Origin of the sequence: Microcoleus sp. FACHB-68 (assembly GCF_014695715.1) — a bacterium.
GTDB lineage: Bacteria > Cyanobacteriota > Cyanobacteriia > Cyanobacteriales > Oscillatoriaceae > FACHB-68.
Genome location: NZ_JACJOT010000016.1, coordinates 161,064 through 180,526, shown reverse-complemented (window position 1 = coordinate 180,526; position 19,463 = coordinate 161,064). Strand labels below are relative to the sequence as shown.

The 19,463-nt window shown below is 46.0% G+C and carries 15 protein-coding genes; 7 read left to right on the top strand and 8 right to left on the bottom strand.

Annotated features, from left to right (window positions below):
• Positions 1–79 precede the first annotated feature (79 nt).
• The gene (locus H6F73_RS22170) at positions 80–367 is read right to left on the bottom strand and encodes a YiaA/YiaB family inner membrane protein (protein ID WP_190669789.1); all 288 of its coding nucleotides are present in this window, start codon (positions 365–367) and stop codon (positions 80–82) included.
• A 466-nt stretch (positions 368–833) separates the two neighbouring features.
• Here H6F73_RS22170 and H6F73_RS22165 point away from each other — a divergent pair, with 466 nt between their 5' ends.
• Positions 834–3,515 (top strand): response regulator, encoded by a 2,682-nt coding sequence (locus H6F73_RS22165; protein WP_190760933.1) that lies wholly within the window; start codon positions 834–836, stop codon positions 3,513–3,515.
• Between the two features lie 133 nt (positions 3,516–3,648).
• Complete coding sequence (locus H6F73_RS22160) at positions 3,649–4,026, top strand: response regulator (protein ID WP_190760932.1); 378 nt, start codon at positions 3,649–3,651, stop codon at positions 4,024–4,026.
• A 29-nt stretch (positions 4,027–4,055) separates the two neighbouring features.
• On the opposite strand, the gene modA is transcribed toward H6F73_RS22160, so the two are convergent.
• Both modA and H6F73_RS22150 read right to left on the bottom strand, forming a co-directional pair.
• Positions 4,056–4,838: a molybdate ABC transporter substrate-binding protein gene (gene modA / locus H6F73_RS22155; protein WP_190760931.1), complete on the bottom strand. Its 783-nt coding sequence runs from the start codon at positions 4,836–4,838 to the stop codon at positions 4,056–4,058.
• A gap of 170 nt (positions 4,839–5,008) precedes the next feature.
• On the bottom strand, positions 5,009–6,220 hold the full coding sequence (locus tag H6F73_RS22150; RefSeq protein ID WP_190760930.1) for a M20 family metallopeptidase: 1,212 nt from the start codon (positions 6,218–6,220) through the stop codon (positions 5,009–5,011).
• Between the two features lie 146 nt (positions 6,221–6,366).
• Between H6F73_RS22150 and H6F73_RS22145 the strand changes: the two genes are divergently transcribed.
• Complete coding sequence (locus H6F73_RS22145; protein WP_190760929.1) at positions 6,367–7,467, top strand: pentapeptide repeat-containing protein; 1,101 nt, start codon at positions 6,367–6,369, stop codon at positions 7,465–7,467.
• A gap of 242 nt (positions 7,468–7,709) precedes the next feature.
• Here H6F73_RS22145 and H6F73_RS22140 read toward each other — a convergent pair whose 3' ends face one another.
• The 3 genes from H6F73_RS22140 to H6F73_RS22130 form a co-directional block, all read right to left on the bottom strand.
• Positions 7,710–8,513, bottom strand: coding sequence for a phytanoyl-CoA dioxygenase family protein (locus tag H6F73_RS22140; protein WP_190760927.1), 804 nt, complete (start codon positions 8,511–8,513; stop codon positions 7,710–7,712).
• Between the two features lie 236 nt (positions 8,514–8,749).
• Complete coding sequence (locus tag H6F73_RS22135; protein WP_190760923.1) at positions 8,750–9,049, bottom strand: nucleotidyltransferase; 300 nt, start codon at positions 9,047–9,049, stop codon at positions 8,750–8,752.
• A gap of 161 nt (positions 9,050–9,210) precedes the next feature.
• Positions 9,211–9,426 (bottom strand): hypothetical protein, encoded by a 216-nt coding sequence (locus tag H6F73_RS22130; RefSeq protein ID WP_190760921.1) that lies wholly within the window; start codon positions 9,424–9,426, stop codon positions 9,211–9,213.
• 574 nt (positions 9,427–10,000) lie between these two features.
• Between H6F73_RS22130 and H6F73_RS22125 the strand changes: the two genes are divergently transcribed.
• The 3 genes from H6F73_RS22125 to H6F73_RS22115 all read left to right on the top strand — a co-directional run bounded on the left by H6F73_RS22125 (position 10,001) and on the right by H6F73_RS22115 (position 14,257).
• Positions 10,001–11,602: a WG repeat-containing protein gene (locus H6F73_RS22125; RefSeq protein WP_190760920.1), complete on the top strand. Its 1,602-nt coding sequence runs from the start codon at positions 10,001–10,003 to the stop codon at positions 11,600–11,602.
• A 303-nt stretch (positions 11,603–11,905) separates the two neighbouring features.
• On the top strand, positions 11,906–12,718 hold the full coding sequence (locus H6F73_RS22120) for a carbon-nitrogen hydrolase family protein (RefSeq protein WP_190760919.1): 813 nt from the start codon (positions 11,906–11,908) through the stop codon (positions 12,716–12,718).
• Positions 12,719–12,841: 123 nt separating this feature from the next.
• Positions 12,842–14,257 (top strand): cation:proton antiporter, encoded by a 1,416-nt coding sequence (locus H6F73_RS22115; RefSeq protein ID WP_190760990.1) that lies wholly within the window; start codon positions 12,842–12,844, stop codon positions 14,255–14,257.
• A 267-nt stretch (positions 14,258–14,524) separates the two neighbouring features.
• Here H6F73_RS22115 and H6F73_RS22110 read toward each other — a convergent pair whose 3' ends face one another.
• Positions 14,525–14,893 carry a BON domain-containing protein gene (locus H6F73_RS22110; RefSeq protein WP_190669767.1) on the bottom strand — a complete coding sequence of 123 codons (369 nt, stop codon included), beginning with the start codon at positions 14,891–14,893 and terminating at the stop codon, positions 14,525–14,527.
• Positions 14,894–15,078: 185 nt separating this feature from the next.
• Here H6F73_RS22110 and ilvN point away from each other — a divergent pair, with 185 nt between their 5' ends.
• Positions 15,079–15,597: an acetolactate synthase small subunit gene (ilvN, locus tag H6F73_RS22105; protein ID WP_190760918.1), complete on the top strand. Its 519-nt coding sequence runs from the start codon at positions 15,079–15,081 to the stop codon at positions 15,595–15,597.
• 198 nt (positions 15,598–15,795) lie between these two features.
• Here ilvN and H6F73_RS26260 read toward each other — a convergent pair whose 3' ends face one another.
• Positions 15,796–19,287 (bottom strand): PAS domain S-box protein, encoded by a 3,492-nt coding sequence (locus tag H6F73_RS26260; RefSeq protein WP_190760912.1) that lies wholly within the window; start codon positions 19,285–19,287, stop codon positions 15,796–15,798.
• Between the last annotated feature and the right edge of the window lie 176 nt (positions 19,288–19,463).

The following is a 19,463-nucleotide window of genomic DNA, read 5'->3' as shown; positions in this document are numbered from 1 at the left end:
AAAGCCCGCTTGTGCGGGCTTTCAATATTTATATAGACCTTTTACGAGTAAACCCTTCCGGGCTAAGCAAGTAGAGGTGTTATTTTAAAGGATGATGTTCTACAAGTAATTTCTCAACTCTGGCTTCATCGATTCGAGCGGCAAGTCGTTTCGTTTCATGCTCGTCTCGCACTGTTTTCGCTAAGCTGAGGGTAGAACCAACGGTAAACACTAAACCCATGCCCATGTAGCTTTTTACCCAGCCATCAACAGGTAAGTAGAGAATGCCGGCACCTGTCGCTCCAACGGATATAACAAATGATGCCCACGCCTGAATTACCCAAGCGGCACTATGTGCTTGATGAGAACCCGTATTTAATGGTTGCATAGCCCTGTCGCCTCCAGCGAAACTTAAATTTCCAGCGCAAATTTATTTGAATCAAATATAGGATTTGAGAATCAGGAAACTTTTTGTTTCAAGGACAGTTTTGATAATTGGCACTGTTTATACATCCCTTTGAAGAAGATTAGGTGCGTTTAACTTGCATCAAGCTTGTGGCGGTTGAATAAGTGGCACAATGGCAGAGGAATTGTATAAAAATTAGATTAATCGCAAAAAGATAATTGCTATTTTTTCCACAACTGTTGACGTTGGAAGCCCCAACTTTAGTCTAGCAAGTTGGTGTCCTTCACTTTGTTTGTTTACCGTGAATCACAGAGGCGCTTTAGAGGCGAAAAAGCGTATGCGCCCAAATCAACTCAGGGGGGAGTAATTAAGCTTTTTAACCAGTTGCCCCGGAGCGAATAAGATATACGCTAGCTTATCAAAGAAAGGATTGAGGCAAATTATTTGCATGAACCCTAGCTCAGACGAACCCCTGCATCGCTTTCAACTGAGTATTCGCCACCGATTGAGCCTGCTGTTTGGCACACTTGTAACCCTTAACTTGATGGCTGTGGGGATTGGGGCAATGGCACTCAACCAGGCAGTCAGTGCCAGCTCTTTAAGCACGCGGATCGCCTCACAGCGGGGAAACGTGTTTAAACTGGCTTATTTAGCCAATACTCGCAGCACTCAAACCAACCCCCAGAATCGAGCTGCCCTGAGTCGGGAAATGAAAGACGAAATTGAGCAGTTTGAGGCGTTGCTCAGTGCATTGCATCAGGGTTCAACTGAATTGAACGTCCCTGCCATCACCGATGAAACTGTGCTAGTTCAGTTAGGCAAAGTTGAAGACACATGGGAAATTTACCGGCCTAACTTAGAAGAATATCTGGCTGCTACCCCAGATGCAGAAGAGGGCTATCTTCAAGCCATTAATAATCTGGGCACTTTCTTAGCGAACCAGTTAGATACTGTGGCACATTCTCTGAACCGGCAGTCAGCTGGCAGCGCTGTTCGGGATCAGTCTTTATTATTACTGGGGCTGATCGTGAGTTTGCTGGCAAGCGGAATCGCCTTTTTCATGGTGTCTCAAATTTCTCGCGCCCTTAGCCGGTTGACTCATACCGCCCGACGCATGGGGTCCGGTGATTTGAAAGTGCAGGCGCTGGTGGCATCCCATGATGAGGTTGGCATCCTGGCAAACACCCTCAATGTAATGGCAGCACAGATCGACAGCCTGCTGAAGGGAATGGAAGCACGAAGCAGTGAATTAGCAGATACCTTGGCGAATTTAGGCGCGATTATTGACAACTTAGCCGATGGTTTGCTCGTGATCGATCCTGCCGGCAAAATAGGCCGGTTTAATCCCGCCTTACTGGCGATGTTTGGTTTGCCAGCGGTTGATCTGAGGGGTAAACACTGCTTGGAGTTGTCGAGAACGGAGGTGGTAGAACTGGTCGAACAAACTAGGGGACGCCCCAGAGAAGTGTTTACGGCAGAGTTGGAACTGGCGGAAGGCCGGTTGGGCCAAGCTTTGGCAACGGGTATCTATAAGGATTCCCCCGATCCTGCTAAGGAAAACCAGTCGGCAGCCAACGAGAGTTTAAAGTCGGACGCTCATTTTATCGGTTCGGTGATTCTGATCCGTGATATCACCACTGAGAAAGAAATCGACCGCATGAAAACGGATTTTATTTCCACAGTTTCTCACGAGCTGCGGACGCCTTTAACATCCGTGTTGGGATTTGCCAAAATTATTAAGAAAAAACTGGAGGAAGGCTTATTTCCTTTAATTCAATCTGAGAATGGGAAAACTCAAAAAACCATTAGGCAGGTCAGAGAAAATATCAACATTATTGTGTTAGAAGGGGAGCGTCTGACTTCGCTCATCAATGATGTTTTGGATATTGCGAAGATGGAAGCCGGCAAAATAGAGTGGCAAATGCAGCCGGTTTCCATAGCGGAAATTATCGAACGTGCTTTTTCGGCGACATCTTCCCTATTTCAGCAGAAAAACCTAGAAAAAGTTTTAAAGGTAGAAGATGAACTGCCAGAAGTAATAGGAGATCGTGATCGGCTGATTCAGGTAATGATTAATTTAATTTCCAATGCTGTAAAGTTTACCGAAGCCGGCTCGATAACTTGCAGAGCTAGACGGCATAATCATCAGATTATTATTAATATCATTGATACCGGCATCGGCATCGAACCCAATGATTTAGAGAAAGTTTTTGAGCGATTTAAGCAGGTAGGAGACACCCTGACTGACAAACCTAAAGGAACGGGTTTAGGGTTGCCGATTTCCAAGCAGATCGTCGAACATCATGGCGGGAAAATTTGGGTAGAAAGTCAGTTGGGTGTGGGAAGTCAATTTTCATTTTCTTTACCCATCGCTTCTCGCACGAATGCCGAGATAGAAAAAATTAATATCGACACCCTCGTTAGGCAATTAAAACATAGCCTTATCCAAACAGAACCTTTGCCGGCAGAACATCATAAAACTATTCTCGTTGTTGATGATGAATCCCACATTCGCCAACTACTGAGACAGGAACTAGAAGCGGAAGGTTACGAAGTTTGGGAAGCTACAGATGGAATGGATGCCATTTCCCAGGTGAAGGTAAAAAAACCTGATCTAATTATTTTAGATGTCATGATGCCTCAAATCAACGGATTTGAGGTGGCGGCTGTTCTGAAAAACGATCCACAAACGATGGGAATTCCGATAGTAATTTTATCAATTATTGAGGATAAAGATCGCGGCTATCGGCTCGGAATTGATCGCTATTTTACAAAGCCGGTGAATACAGAAGACTTGCTCAAAGAAATTAGCTTACTAATTTCTCAAGGAATGTCTAAAAAGAAAGTTCTCGTGGTAGATGAAGATGCCTCAACCGTGAGAATTTTAGCGGATATGTTGCAAACCAAAGGATACAGCGTCGTCGAAGCCTTTAATGGCCCTGAGTGCATTGAAAAAGCATTATCCACCAAACCTGATATGATTATTGTAGATTCCCTGTTCTCACAACAACACGACCTAGTTAAAACCTTGCGATTTAAAAACGGACTAGAAAACGTTTTCTTCCTTTTACTAGCCAATGGAGAAGCAGAAAAAGACATCCAGAATAACCCACCGCAAGATCATCCATAACCCATCATCCCTGCATCTGACTATCAATTTCATCTGCGTTTATCTACGCTGCGGTTAAAAAATCTTAACCCTTGCAACAACAGATTTAACAAATTAGCTAAAATCAACTCGCACTTCCTCAAGAACAAAATATATGACAAAAAAAATATTAATCGTAGATGATGAGCCTCATATCCGAATTCTCCTAGAACAAACCTTAGAAGAACTCGAAGATGAAGGTGTAGAATTGCTGACAGCAACCAATGGAGAAGAAGCCCTTGAAACCATCCAAAGCGAAAAACCTGAACTTGTTTTTCTCGATGTGATGATGCCTAAAATGAACGGTTTTGAAGTGTGCGACGCAGTTAAAAACAAACTGGGAATGCTGAATATTTATATTATTATGCTAACTGCAAAAGGTCAAGAATTTGACAAACAAAAGGGCAAAGAAGTTGGATCTGATCTATACATGACAAAACCATTCGATCCCGATGAAGTCCTTGAAAAATCTAAAACAATTTTAGAATTATAAATCTTTAAATTATTTATTCATTACAAATTTTAATCTTCTTCAACTCTTAAATAACCAGCTTCTTGAAGCTTATTAAAAGCCTTTTTGCCTGATAAGAATTGGATAAAATCTTGAGCATAAGGGATGTTCTTACTACTTTTGATTACCATTATCTGATAGACAAAGGAAGAATGAGAATCTTCAGGTGCGACTGCCACAATTTTAATTTTATCTGATGTTCGTGTATCTGAACGATAGACAATACCGGCATCGGCGTTTCCCGCTGCAACATCTTTAACAAGCTGAAGCGAATATTCGCCAAAAACCGCTTTCTTTTTTACCTGATCGAATATTTTAAAGAAGGTTAAAACTTCTTTGCCATATATTCCAGTTTGTGTGTTTTCTGGTTCTCCCATCGCCACCTTTTTGACTCGATTACTGACTAAGTCTTGGAATTTTGAGATGCCGGTGGAATCTTTCGGCGTAATCAAGACAACTTGATTTTTTATAAAAGGTTGAGGGTAATTATCAAGTACCAACCCTTGGGATTTTAAAGTCTTGATTACTTTTGGATTGTTTGTAACAAAAAGATCGACGGGTGCGCCTTGTTGAATTTGTTCTTGCAGGAAAGTGGCACCGCCAGTGTTATAAGTAATTGTAACATTTGGTTTTTTTTGGGTGTAAAGTTCGCTAACTTCGAGGATGGTTTCTTTTAAACTTGGGTTGGCAGAAATCGTGAGTGCTACAGGTTTAGCTTGTTCAGTACAACCGGCTAACCACAGACAGAAGATAGCGATCCAGCTAATTAAAGTAAGAATTGGTGTTTTTTTCAAGGCAACTCCGTAAAGTTATCTATCTGTGACGCAGTAAAGCTGTAGAAGCAAAGTATTAGACATCTAGCAAAAATAAAGTGGGACGAGTAAAGCGTGAAATTTAAAACCGGCACCCGTGAATTTCAGACCAAACTCGCCCCGACATCTCTGATTTTGCTGTTTATTCACGTCTAAATACAGAATTTTTCAACACATCGCACAAAGATTTCTACCCCCATTCCTAGGGCAGCTTCATCAAAATCAAAACGGGGATGGTGGTGAGGGTAAGCTAAGTTTTTCGACAAATTTGCAGAACCAAGAAAGAAATAGCAACCGGGTAATTCTTGCAGGAAGAAAGACATATCTTCACCGCCCATTGTTTGACATTCTGGAACGATGCCGGCAGGCGTTTCTACTACCGAAGCTGCTACAAAACGCACCAATTCTGCAATCGCAGCATCATTAATCACCGGCGGATACAGCCGCACATATTTGAGTTCATAAGTCGCGCCGTGACTATTACAAACACCGGCAATGATTTGCTCAAGTCGCTGGGGAAGGTATTCGCCCAACGCTGGGTTAAAATAGCGCACGGTTCCGCTTAATTGGGCGCTATCAGCAATCACGTTGAGTGCAGTGCCGGCCTGAAATTTTCCAACCGTAACCACTGCGGATTCTAACGGATTTACATTCCGCGCCACAATCGTTTGCAAGGCATTTACAACTTGGGAAGCGACTAAAATCGAATCTACCGTTTGATGCGGCATCGCCCCGTGTCCGCCTTTGCCCTGAATCGTGCAGTAAAAACATTCGGTTGCCGCCATCAACGCGCCGGTACGAACGCCTACTGTACCGAGGGGGAGGTTGTTCCACAAGTGCAAGCCAATGATGGCGTCTGCATCCGGATTTTTTAGCACACCGGCTTCAATCATCGGCTTTGCGCCCCCCGGCCCTTCTTCTGCCGGCTGGAAGATAATCTTAACTGCGCCGGCGAAATCTTGCCGGTGTTGGGAGAGATAGTAGGCTGTGCCGAGGGCAATTGCCGTGTGACCATCGTGACCGCAGGCGTGCATCCTGCCATCATGCTGCGATTTATAGGGAACTTCATTTTCCTCTTGAATCGGCAGTGCATCCATATCCGCCCGAATAGCCAGCACTTGACCCGGTTTGCCACTATCTATCGTGGCGACAATGCCGGTGTTTGCGATGCCGGTTTCATGATCTATTCCCCATTCCCGCAATTTTTGCGAGACAAACTCCGCTGTTAGCTTTTCTTTGAAAGCAAGTTCAGGCTGTTGATGCAGCCGGCGACGCCACTCGACTAATTGTGGTTGCAGTTCATAAATAGCCGGTCGCAGTTGGGAGAGATTAACGGAAGTTGGGGTAATAGAGGAAGCAATCATTGTGTCACTTGTTACAAAACTCTTTCTATTTTACCAATATTTACATTTTAAGAGGTGTGGGTTTATTAACACAGGTCACAGCACATTCTGGGCTTATTCTGGTTAATTCAAATTATATTTTAAACATCACCACCAAGAGAGAAGCTATGGCATCCAACTTACAGCCTAAAGAATTGAGAAAAAGCCTAGAGAAGTGGACACAAGCAGAAAATGAAGGGAAAGAATTTAATCTAACCGATGAGCAGCTACATTGGGAAATTTACGATTTGCTGGGTGTTGAAGGATTAACGCCAGAAATTGTGAAAGATATGAGAGTGTGGCTAGATGCGAGTGACGAATCTCGACCCGTGCAGCTATTCAATCGTCTAAATAATTTTTATCTGCGCTGGTGTGATGGGGAATTTATTGACGCGCCGGCAGAAAATTTACCGCAGAAAAAAATGCGGTTACTCAAAGAGCAAGTGCAACCGCAACAGTTAGGACAGCGGCAGGTAGACATTTATGCCGGCTTAAATGTCATGATTTTGCTCTTAGAGTTAAATCGCTACGCCTTATCAAAAGCTCGCCTAAAAGATGAAATCGCCTTCTATCCCTGCGGTAAAAAAGACACTGAAGGTTTTGATAATCAGCGATTGCTTCGCATCATCAGCTACAGCAATTGTTTTAGCGTGGGAGTATTCAACACAATAGTTGGTAAATTCCTCTCTAAGGCAAATCTCATTGGCGCAGACCTCCATAGCACAGACCTCAGTGAGGCAAACCTCAGAGACGCAAATCTCATTCGCGCAAACCTCAGTGAGGCAAATCTCATTGGCGCAGACCTCTATAGCGCAGACCTCATGGGCGCAAACTTTAGTCGCGCAAACTTTAGTCGCGCAAACTTTAGTTGCCCAAACCTCAGTCGCGTAAACCTCAGTCGCGCAAATCTCTACTTCGCAGACCTCAGTGGCGCAAACCTTAGTGAGGCAAACCTCATTGGCGTAAACCTCATTTACGCCAACCTCAGTGGTGCAAACTTCAGTCGCGCAAACCTCAATCGCGCACAACTCATTCGCGCAAAACTCTATCACAACGCAAACCTCAGTGGCGCAAACCTCAGTGGCGCAAACCTCAGAAGCGCACAACTCATTGCCGCAAACCTCGAAAACATTTCCTGGAATGAGGATACGAAGTGGGATGATGTGCAATGGTTGGAGACAGCAAAGAATACACCGGCGGCCTTAAAGCAACAGTTAGGACTGGAGTGAAAGTAAAAAGTGAAAAGCTCTATTTGTAGGATGGGCTTCGCTATCGCTCTACCTATCCGCGCTGTAATTTAGCGAAGTGAATTAGAAAAGTCTTTCTTAACCCCAGATAAACACAGATGAGTTAAAAGCTTGTATTTAAGACCTATTAGCAATTCGAGACTTTTTCCAGCAATTTAATATAAAAAAAAGCAAAAGCGCTCGCCCTTTTTATGTTACAGAGCGAACGCCTATCACATCATTTCTTAGTAAGCAAACGCTTGATAAACCTCAACTGCCGGCTTCTCTTCCAAGGATTCAACAATTGGATTGAAGCGCAATAAATGGCGGGCGCGTTCCGAAAGTGCATCAAAGGAAGCACGGGGAATGTGAATGCAAACCTCCGGGCGATATAACCAGCGCCGGCTATAGCCAATTACCACCATTGGACGCGGTATTTCTGTGCGGTTAGGAGTGCCTCTGTGAAGTCCCCGCACATCGCGGATCATCACATCGCCGGCTTTCAGCAAAACCGGCTCTAACTTGATCTCACCCGACTCCAGGCGCTGCAAGCCTTCCGCCTTGGGGATCATGTGCGTGCCCCGCACCACCTCAAACGGGCCATTTTCCAGCGTCACATCCACGAGTGGGAAGTTAATTGCTAGCTGAAATGGCGGCGTTTCTATCCCAGCTTCCGGGAAAAGCGGCGGCGCATCCCGGTGCACATCTTGATAGTCAGAACCCAGCAATGGCGTGTCTGTTGCCAACTGGCACATCACCGCATCTTCGCCCACCAAACGCTCAACCAGCGCTAGCACATCCTCATCTTCATAAATACTGGGATCGGCAAAGGGAGCGTTGAAGGGAAGGGTAACATAATAACGAGCTGAGCCGCGATTGCGAAGTTTACCTTCGCGCTCGATATGATCGTGTAGCAAGGGCGCAAAGGCTTCGCGCCAAACATTCAGTGTTGCGGTGGAAAAGTGATCGCGCAACACGCAATAGCCATCGTTCAAAACCGCTTGGGCGAACGAGTCAATTTGTTGTTGATTATACCGTTGTTGCTTCATATTTCAATTTTTAGCATTTCATTCGGCTTTTGTGGTGGAGTAGAAAGCTAAAAATTGCCGGTTTTAATCAATCGTTACGGAACAGCGAACTCAGCCTTTTATTGCTAAGTATTATCCCTGATTTTAATTTTTTAACCGAGGGTGGCGGCGTTCATGATTATTTGATTCAGATTAGATAAAAATGCTTATTAAGTTGACAGCGAACTGAGCTATATTAAATGCTAAGTTGCCCATCTTTAGAAGCTGCGGAGTGCTTCTTGGAGAACCGGCGATTGTAAATACGCTCTCTCAGCTTTTTCCGTTCCCAAATTTATCGGACAGCCTAGGATATCTTCTAAGTAGTGTTTGACGCGGAAGAATTGAAATAGCCCGCACGGTCGCTCGAACTTGGCTAAAACGTTTAGATTATTATTAGAATCGGCTTCATTTCTGACTTCCCAACCTAGCAAGTCTAAAGAGTTCACACCCATTTCTTGTAAATCCTGCCGGTGTGCCGCCACTATTGCTAATAGTTCTTCACGCTTCTTCGCTACCATCTTTGTACGCTTTCCCGAAAAAAATCTATTTTAATGACCTGCAAAAGTTTGTCCTGCCGGCACCCAAATGTTCTTTAATGCTGGCTTTCTTGGTATTTTTTACTCAACCGCTGCCGGCTCAATTTTATTAAACCAACTTTGGCGAAATTCAGAGAAAGGGTTCAAGCCGCTGCGGAAACATATTGAGAACGCAGCAATTCACGAGATTCTTGCATAACTCGACCTTTCATTGCTTCTTGCTGTAAGGTAATGAAAGCTCTAAAATCTTCGATGCTGTACTTAGTCGTTTGTAAAAGCTGACGCAACTGTTCTTCGGCTTCAACCGTAAGATAGCCGGTGGCTAATGCTTGTTTGACAATCGGACGGATTCCATTCATTGTTACAGCTCCCTAAACACCAACATTCAAAATCTTTGTTAGTTAGTTAAGACCCGCCTCGCTTTATATTGTTTCGCAAAGCAGGACAAGTCTTGGTAATCTCTATCAAAAGAAAGAGTTACAACCGCAGCAGTTTGGGTGATATTCCTATTAACATAGTGCTTATCTACCTTTGGATGGTTGACAAGGTTAGATTTATTTGAATTCCGCTCGCCTTTGCTTTGCCTGTCGGTTCCTTCGATCATTGCGTCATTCAGCGAGGCGAAAAATATATTTTGATAATTTGCAAAACTTACACAAAGCCGGCACCTAACGGACAGGCTCTCATTTATAAGGCGCTTTGTCAAAATTCTAACTAATATTTTTATGATTAAATATCTATTTCCATTAAATTTCAAATATCAATAAAATCGCTCTGTGCAGCAATTTAGAATTATTTGTGAATACTCCGAACAATTACAATGCCTAGACAACAGAGAAAATGCTATATTTTTAGTTTAAATAAACTATCCTGATTAAACCTATGAAGCTTGAATACTTACCGTTAGCTGTGATTTATTTATGGAGTCCCTCAATGGCAACTGCTTTAACATTTTCTGACGTTCAAAACCACTGGGCGCAAGTCTCAATTGTCAAACTACAAGAGCGAAATTTAATTAGTGGCTATCCAGAGGGAGATTTTCGTCCCGAAGGAACGATTACCCGCGCTGAATTTGCCGCGATTTTGCTAAAAGCTTTCCCCAATGCCCAGCCGGTTCGCAAGCCGGCTAACTTCACAGATGTCCCTAATACTTACTGGGCTTATAAAGCGATTCAAGCTGCCTCTAAAAATGGCTTCTTTGCCGGCTATCCAGACGGGACATTTAAACCGAATCAAACCATCCCACGTGTGCAAGCATTAGTCATTCTTGCTAATGGTTTGAACTACAGCGCCCCTTCACCATCTGTGGAAATGCTGAAACAGTATTTTGAGGATGCAACGCAAGTTCCCGACTATGCAATCAACGCAGTGTCATCTGCAATTTTTGGAAATCTTGTGGTGAATTATCCGAATGTCAAACAATTGAAGCCCAATCAAAATGCGACGCGGGGTGAAGTCACTGCCTTAATCGCTCAAGCTTTACAAATTCCAGAGGCAGTTTCTCCGCAGTACATTGCAAGACTGAATTATATCTCGCCGCCGGCACAATCGTATTGGGCATCAAATTTTTCAGAAGGGCTGGCGGCATTCAGTACCGGCACGCTCAATGATGCAAAATTTGGTTATGCAGACACCAATGGAAAGGTGGTTATTCAGCCCCAATTTACTGCCGCTAATGAATTTTCCGAAGGGCTAGCAGCCGTCAGAGTTGGCTATAAATTCGGTTATATCGATAACACAGGTAAAATGGTTATTCAGCCACAGTATGATATTGCCAAGCCCTTTTCTGAAGGAATCGCACTGGTTGAAATCGATTACAAAGATGCCTATATTGACAAAACCGGCAAGCGCATCAGCAACGAACCCTATTATAATGCAGAATCATTTTCTGAAGGATTTGCGTTAGTTGGCGTTGTGGCAGGAGGTGGCAAATATGGCTATATCGATAAAACCGGCAAACTTGTAATTCCTAATAAATTTGATCAAGCAAAGTCTTTTTCTGACGGACTCGCCCTCGTTAGAATTGGTGAAACTTGGGGCTATATCGATAAAACCGGCAACTTCCCGATTCAGCCCCATTCCGCAGGTGAATCGTTTTCAGAAGGACTTGCACCCGTGAAAATTGGCGACAAATTCGGTTATATCGATAAAACTGGAAAAGTTGTGATTCAGCCGCAATTTACCGTTGCTTGGCCTTTTTCTGAAGGGTTAGCAGCAGCCGGCAATTATGGAAGTTTTGGCTATATTGACAAAACTGGCAAAATGGTAATTCAACCAAAATATCAACTGGTTGAACCTTTTTCTGAAGGGCTAGCCCTTGTAAGAATCGATCGTCCTGAAGGAATTGGTTACGCCTATGGCTACATCGATAAAACCGGCAAGTATGTAATTTATCCGCAATTTGGGGATGCTGCATCTTTTTCTGAAGGGGTGGCGCGAGTTGCCATTGGCGGAAAATGGCGCAATGAAGAGTTAGTAGCCAATGGAGTTTTTGAAGGCGGCACATGGGTTTATCTTCGCAACCCACTCAAATAGTTTATAGCAAATTCTCGTTTTGATTAAGGGGAAGACGTGAAAGAAATTTCGCGTCTCTATTTTTTCTAAGCTTATTGAAATATCAACATATTCAAGATAAAATATTTAGCATATCAACAGCTTTTTCTTTAATAAACAGCGTTGCCAGGGCTTCTCAAAAGCTATAGAATTAGCAAAGTATCTGAGAGTTTTCTGAAAAAAGTAATAAAACGTTGACAAGCAAGATATTTTGGATCTGGGTACTCTAGTAGAACGAGACCTATCGATTGCCAATCTATCGCTCAATCTCTGTTAAATCAATCCATGAAATCTTATCTAGCCGCCGCTCTCCAAATGACCAGCTTGCCTGACCTGCAAAAAAACCTGGTTCAGGCAGAAGAATTGATTGATCTTGCCGTGCGTCGTGGTGCCGAGTTGGTCAGCTTGCCAGAAAACTTCTCCTTTCTAGGAGAAGAAAAGGACAAGATTGCCCAAGCCGAAGAGATCGCGCAGCAGAGTGAAAAATTCCTCAAAACGATGGCCCAGCGCTTTCAGGTGACAATCGTGGGCGGTGGCTTCCCAGTACCGGAAGACAGCGGCAAAGTCTATAACACAGCACTGCTGGTAGATCCCACCGGCACCGAACAAGCTCGGTATAAAAAAGTGCACCTGTTTGATGTGAACTTGCCCGATGGCAACACTTATCAAGAATCGAGCACGGTAATGGCCGGCACAACACTACCGCCGGTTTATCCTTCTGAACATCTCGGTAACATCGGACTCTCGGTTTGTTATGATGTCCGCTTCCCGGAACTGTACCGGCACCTTTCTTACAAAGGCGCGGAAGTTTTATTTGTCCCCGCCGCCTTCACTGCCTACACCGGCAAAGATCACTGGCAAGTGCTGCTGCAAGCCAGAGCCATTGAAAACACCTGCTATGTGATTGCACCGGCACAAACAGGCCGGCACTACGCCATGCGCCACTCACACGGCCACGCCATGATCATAGATCCTTGGGGCGTAATTCTCGCCGATGCCGGTGACAGACCGGGAGTTGCAATCGCCGAAATTGAACCCAGTCGCATCGAGCAAGTGCGCCGGCAAATGCCCTCCCTGCTGCATCGCGTTTTTGTCTAAAAAGCCAGAATCAACCAAAATTTACCGCAAGGTGGGCAAGTTGTGGAATTCCAACACCCAGCAGAATTGCCCACCCCACAGCTTTTGACTGGTACATTAAACAGGATGAGTTCTGCGGAAGTAATGGTTGATGTCATAACCGGGGTGAGTACCTTCACCCCAACCAACTGGAGCCTCGCTGCCGGCTCGCTGGGGCCGGTTCTCGCAGCCGCAACCGAAACGGCAACAGAAGCACAAGGCCCAATGATCCTAGCCGGCGTGCTACTGAGTTTAGTTGTAATTTATCTTGCCAGCAAAATCGGTGGAGAATTTTCTAACTGGCTGGGGTTCCCCCCCGTACTGGGCGAACTGGTGGCTGGGGTTATCGTCGGCGTTTCAGCTTTGCATTTGCTGGTGTTTCCAGAAGGCGTAGCAGACAGTTCCGGTTCTGCGCTCATCGCCTTCCTCCAAGCCACTGCCGGCCTGACTCCTGAGACCGCAAACGCCACATTCCAAGTTCAGAGCGAAGTCATCTCAGTTTTAGCCGAACTGGGCGTGATTGTTTTGCTATTTGAAATTGGTCTGGAATCGAACTTAAGAGAACTGATAGAAGCCGGCGTTCAAGCAACTCTCGTCGCCGTCGTGGGGGTGACAGTACCCTTTGTTATCGGCACAGTCGGGCTGATTGCCTTGTTTAACTTTGCCACTGTTCCAGCGGTGTTTGCTGGGGCTGCTTTAACGGCTACTAGCATTGGAATTACTTCCAGAGTGCTCACAGAAATTGGAGCACTCAAATCGAAAGAAGGTCAGATTATCATTGGCGCGGCGGTGATCGACGACGTTCTGGGGATCATCATCCTAGCCGTGGTGGCGAGTTTGGCCAAAACCGGCGAAGTGGACGTGTACAACGTTGTTTATCTGATTATCAGTGCCAGCGTTTTCCTCGTCGGTGCCATTCTGTTGGGGCGTTTTATCAACACCTCGTTTGTGGCACTGGCCGATCAACTCAAAACACGCGGCCAGATCATCATGCCGGCTATCATCTTCGCCTTGGTTCTGTCTTATATTGGCGCAGCAATCCATTTGGAAGCGATTTTAGGTGCCTTTGCTGCTGGACTCGTCTTAGATGAGACAGATAAGCGCAAAGAGTTGCAAAGACAGGTTATCCCCATTGCCGATATCCTGGTACCGATCTTTTTTGTTACCGTGGGGGCTAAAACCAACTTAGGCGTTCTCAATCCAGCAGTTCCCGCGAATCGAGAAGGTCTGATCATTGCCACTTTCCTAATTGGAGTGGCTATTCTGGGTAAAGTAGTTGCCGGTTTCAGCGTCTTTGGTCAAGAAAAGATCAACCGCTTAGCCATTGGCGTCGGCATGATTCCGCGAGGTGAAGTGGGACTTGTGTTTGCCGCTGTTGGATCAGACAGTGGTGCGCTCTCTGAAGCTTTGGAAGTCGCGATTATTCTCATGGTGATCTTGACGACCTTTATCGCGCCACCCCTATTACGGGTTGTCTTTCAACAACCGGCAGTTGCTGACACCCCTCAAGAATCCGAATAAGATTCTCCTAACATCTCCCCCGTTCCCAGGCGTTGGCCTGGGAGGGTGCGAGGCCGGCCTGGTTTTCTTGGTGATTAGCCCAGTAGCGACAATTTACAATCAACCCCTCAAAACCAGCCGCCGCACAAATGCCGGTACTCAAAACGACTGTAGGGGCGCTTCGTAAAGCCCCCCTACATAGAATGAGATAAAATCCCAAGTTAAGTCACCGCGTCATTTCCAGACAAGCGCCTGAAAACAAGCGAGTATTTAAAACTTTAAACCGGCCTAGCCTACGTTGACTTGATCGGTTTCAACACCCGTAGCACCGTAAGTTCCCTTTGCGATGGACACCAGTTTGTTCAGCTTATCCTGGCTGGGAACGTCTCCTTTTAATACAACGGTGCCGCCGGTTTGAGCCACCCAGACTCTGTCCAGGTCAGCGACTTCTGCATCTTCATCAAACGCTAAAGCGACTCGCTTGGCGAGACCGCTTTGGTCATATTCTCCACTCAAGCCTAACCGTTCTGGTGGGATATCCGGTGTTTGTGGTGCAGCCGGCACTGTATAACTCTGCTGCGGTTGATCAGGTGCCTGAACGGTAGCCTGCTGATTCTGTGGTTTTTCCAGCCCAAATAATCTTTTTAACCAACCCATAAGCTTTTTCTCCAATCAGGTTAAACAAAGTTGATGCACCAGTGATTGAGACTCTGGTTAATCTCCACCATGATATTGTTAAAAACCTCTGTAATCGCAGGAGGTCAAGTAAAATAATTCTTTAGATAGAGATAAGCTGCTTAAAAACTCTGGTTGCTCATCCATAGCAGCGTTTCCTGTAACTTATGAAACACACCCTTTCCGTCCTAGTTGAAGATGAAGCGGGAGTCCTGACCCGCATTGCCGGCTTGTTTGCCCGTCGCGGTTTTAATATTGAAAGCTTAGCCGTTGGGCCGGCTGAGCAAATGGGAATTTCTCGGATTACGATGGTCGTACCCGGTGATGACCGGATTATTGAGCAACTCACCAAGCAGCTCTATAAACTGATTAACGTCCTGAAAGTACAGGACATCACCGAGATTCCCTGTGTCGAGAGAGAGTTAATGCTCGTCAAGGTTAATGCCAATAGCAACAACCGCTCAGAAGTGATTGAACTGGCCCAGATTTTCCGCGCCCGCGTCGTGGATGTTGCAGAAGACTCACTCACTTTGGAAGTGGTGGGAGATCCGGGCAAAATGGTCGCGATTGTGCAGGTACTTAACAAATTTGGCATTCGTGAAATTGCCCGCACCGGCAAAATTGCTCTCACCCGCGAATCAGGCGTCAATACCGAGTTTCTCAAGTCTTTGGAAGCCAAGATTTAGGGAATGGGGCATGGGGAATGGGGCAAGGCTTCGCCAACCTAAAGGTATGGGCATGGGGCATTGGGCTATGGAAATTAAGGCTTTTATGTATTTTCACCCTTCTCCCCCTCTCACCATTCCCCCCACTCAGCACTCAGGACTCCCTCTCCCCCTCTCACCATTCCCCCAATCAAAAGCTCAGGACTCAGAACTCAGGACTCAGGACTCAGGACTGAGCACTTCCCTTCTCATCGGCAGCGTAAAGCAGAAGGTGCTACCCTCGCCCAAGCGGCTTTCAGCCCAGATATGGCCCCCGTGCTGCTGCGCGATACTGCGGCAGATGGCTAAACCCAAGCCGGTGCCCCCCTTCTGTCGGGAGTCGGAGGAATCCACTTGTTGAAAGCGCTCAAAGATAATCTCTAACTTGTCTGCTGGAATGCCCCGCCCTTGATCTTTGACCGTAAATAATACTTCGTAAGGCAACATGAGGGGATTTATGCGTTCAGCCCGCACGTTATCGCCAATCCTCTGATTCCCAGAACCTAAACCTCCCACAGAAGAGAGGATGACCGGCTCGGCTTCTCGTTCTCTTTCCCTAACTTCGGCAGTGAGCCAAACTGTATTGCCTCGTGCGGAAAACTTTATTGCATTACTCAGTAGATTTGTCAAGGTTTGAAAGATACGGTCGGGGTCAGCCCAGAGTTGGACATCCACCGGCACTAAGGAGAGGGTGATGCCGGCCTTATCTGCCATTGCCTGCATCGCCTCACAAGCCTGCTGCATCAGGTCAGCGGCATTACAGTTTTGTTTGGCCATCGTGATTTTGCCTGAGTGGATGCGCTCAAGATCGAGGATATCGTTGATCAAGCGCATCAACCGCTCCGTATTCGTCAGCGCAATATCCAGCATCCGTTGCGCTTTTTCTGGTTGAGCGTTGAGCATACCACTGGTGAGCAAACCCAAAGCACCCCGCATTGAGGTTAGAGGCGTTCGCAGTTCGTGACTCACCACTGAAATAAACTCATCCTTCATTCGTTCCACCGCAAGGCGTTCGGTGATGTCTTTAAAGGTAATCACCGCGCCAACAATCTCACCTCGTTCTTGAATGGGTGTACACACATACTCAACGGGAAAACTTGACCCATCTGATCGCCAAAACAAGTCTTTGTTAATAGAACCCATCTGTGAGGTCTGAGTTGACTGGCAAACCTCCTCTTGAAGGGCAATCGCAATCGGACTTTGAGGCTGGCTGTCAGAGAAGTTGGCGTCAGTTTGGGGGGGATGAAGGCTTGCCTGTAAGGGCCGCTCAAGCAATTCCTCGACTTCATAGCCCAACATTTTTGCGGCTGCCGGGTTGGCGAAGATGACTCTTAAGAGCCGGTCAAAGCCCAGAATCCCCTCTCCCGCCGAGTTCAAAATTAACTCATTGCGATGGCGAAGCTGTTTGAGTTCCTCCTCTGCCTGCTTACGCTCAGTGATGTCCGCGCCAATCCCAACAACGCGGTAAACTTCTCCTAGCTCATTGCGAATCGGGAACTCTCGCGCCCAAATCCAACGCACGCTGCCATCGGGCAGAATGATCCGGTACTCTTCTCTAAAAGGTTGGTCTCTTTCGTAACGTTCGGCAAAGGCAGTGCTGACACGCTCACGATCCTCAAAATGAATACTGTTGATCCAAATTTCCGGGTTTTGGTATAAACTCTCACAGGATCGTTTCCAGAGATTCTCGTATGCTGGACTGATGTAGAGCATCTGCTTGGCATCAGGAGCGACGATCCAAAAAACTTCTTCGATGTTTTCAGCGATCTGGCGGAACTTGGCTTCGCTCTGTCGCAGTGCTTCTTCCACTCGCTGGCGTTCGCTGATCTCACGTTTCAATTCTTCGTTAGCACGTTGCAATTCGGCGGTGCGCTCGATCACCCGTTGCTCAAGTTCTTCATTGAGCAAGCAAATTTCCGCCTCTGCGCGTTTACGCTCGGTGATATCACGCGAAACGGCAATAATTTCTTGAACTTCTGGCTTTTCGGGGTGGCGGACTGTGCGGCTGGTAGTTTCTAACCAGATATAACTTCCGTCTTTACGGCGGTGCCGGTGTGTGAGCGTGTAAATTTCTGGCAGGTTGCTGACAGCCGAATGAGTTTGCCTGAACGCTGCGGCGTATTCAGGGTGGTAAAATTCATATACTGAATGTCCTAGCAACTCCTCTGGCTCATATCCTAGCAGGGTACGGCAAGCCGGTGAGGCGTAGAGATAATCTCCTTGAGGAGTATGTCTAGAAATTAAATCGGCTGACAATTCAGCCATTAATTGATAGCGTTGCTCGCTCGCTTTGCGTGCCTTTTCGGCTTGTTGTCGCTCAGTAATATCTAAACTCACACTCACGTAGCCTTTGGGATTTCCCTCAGCGTCTAGAACGATAGTTTCTACCAAGTGTATCGGAAAAGGCGTTCCATCCTTTCGCCGAACCGTAAATTCTCCTTCCCAGTATCCTGTAGCGTTGATACTATCAAACATTTCCTGACAAAGTTCTTTGTCGCTTAAAGGAGCAGTCACATCAAGGATGGGTTTGCCGATCGCTTCTTCATCTGTCCATTGGTAAAAACTTTGGGCAAACTGATTCCAGTAAATGATGTTTCCTTCTAAATCTGTAGCGATCACGGCGTTACGAACTTGGTTTAAAAGCGAGGCTTGAAAAATAATTTGCTCTTGCGCTCGTTTGCGATCTGTTATGTTACGAGAGTTGACGACGATCCCTTTAATACTGGGATCGTGAAGCAAATTATTGGCAACAGATTCGATGTAGATCCAGGAACCGTCTGCATGACGCACTCGATAGGCAATTGAACTTGTCAGTCCGGGTTGTTGTAGTCTCTGTACCAATAAAGATCGCACTGCCGGCTCATCATCTGGGTGAATTAACTCAAAGATATTTTGGCTAATCTGTTCTGCGGCTTTGTAACCGAGGATCTGCTCTAGCGCTGGACTGTTGAATCGTATGGTGCCGTCGGCTTCTAAGATGGTAATTAGGTCAGACGAATTCTGAACTAAGGCTCTAAATCGGGCTTCGCTTTGAGCCACGGCTGCCTCGGCTTGCTTGCGAACCGCAATCTCAAAGCGCAACTGCTCATTCAAGTTTTTTAATTCGGCTGTGCGCTGCTCGACTCTGGTTTCTAAATCTTGTTTGGTTTTTTGCAGCGCTTCCTGTGCTCTGGCTGTTGCCACTGCGGCTTCTGTGCAATGTGTGATGTCGGAAAACATGGCTAGCATACAGGGTTGGCCGGCCAGCTCAAGGGTTTCTATGGCGGTGATTGCTGTGCGGAGTTCACCGTATTTTCTCCGTAACTGGACTTTGAATTCACTGATTGAGTGGCCTTTGTGCAGCGTTTGCATGATGTTTAAGCGCTCATCGGCATTCGCCCACATCCCAAGTTCTACAGTAGTGCTACCGATGATTTCTTCCCGGCTGTAACCCATTAGCTGTAGAAATGGGTGATTTGCATCGAGGATGCGGCTATCTGTGAGGCGGATAATACAAATGCTCAGCAAACCTGCATGAAAGACTTTGGAGAACAGTTCTTCACTGTGATCTGGTATTGCCACCTGTTTACGTTTGATGAGTGCTGTCAAGATCGACGCACTGATGAGTGAGAGCGCTAACCCAAACATTTGCAGCGCCTCCATTTGGCTAATTTCACAGCTAGAAAGTAGCATTAAAACCACCAAATCAACTACTTCGATCTACTCAAGCTTTTAACTTATTATACTGTCTTAATTTTTGTGCTTTATCAGTTTGTTGCGATTCGTAGCGTTCACTCATTCGTGACGATTATGACTTGTGCTGATGAGGAAACTCATTTAATATCTTATCTCAAAGGCAAGGATGTGTC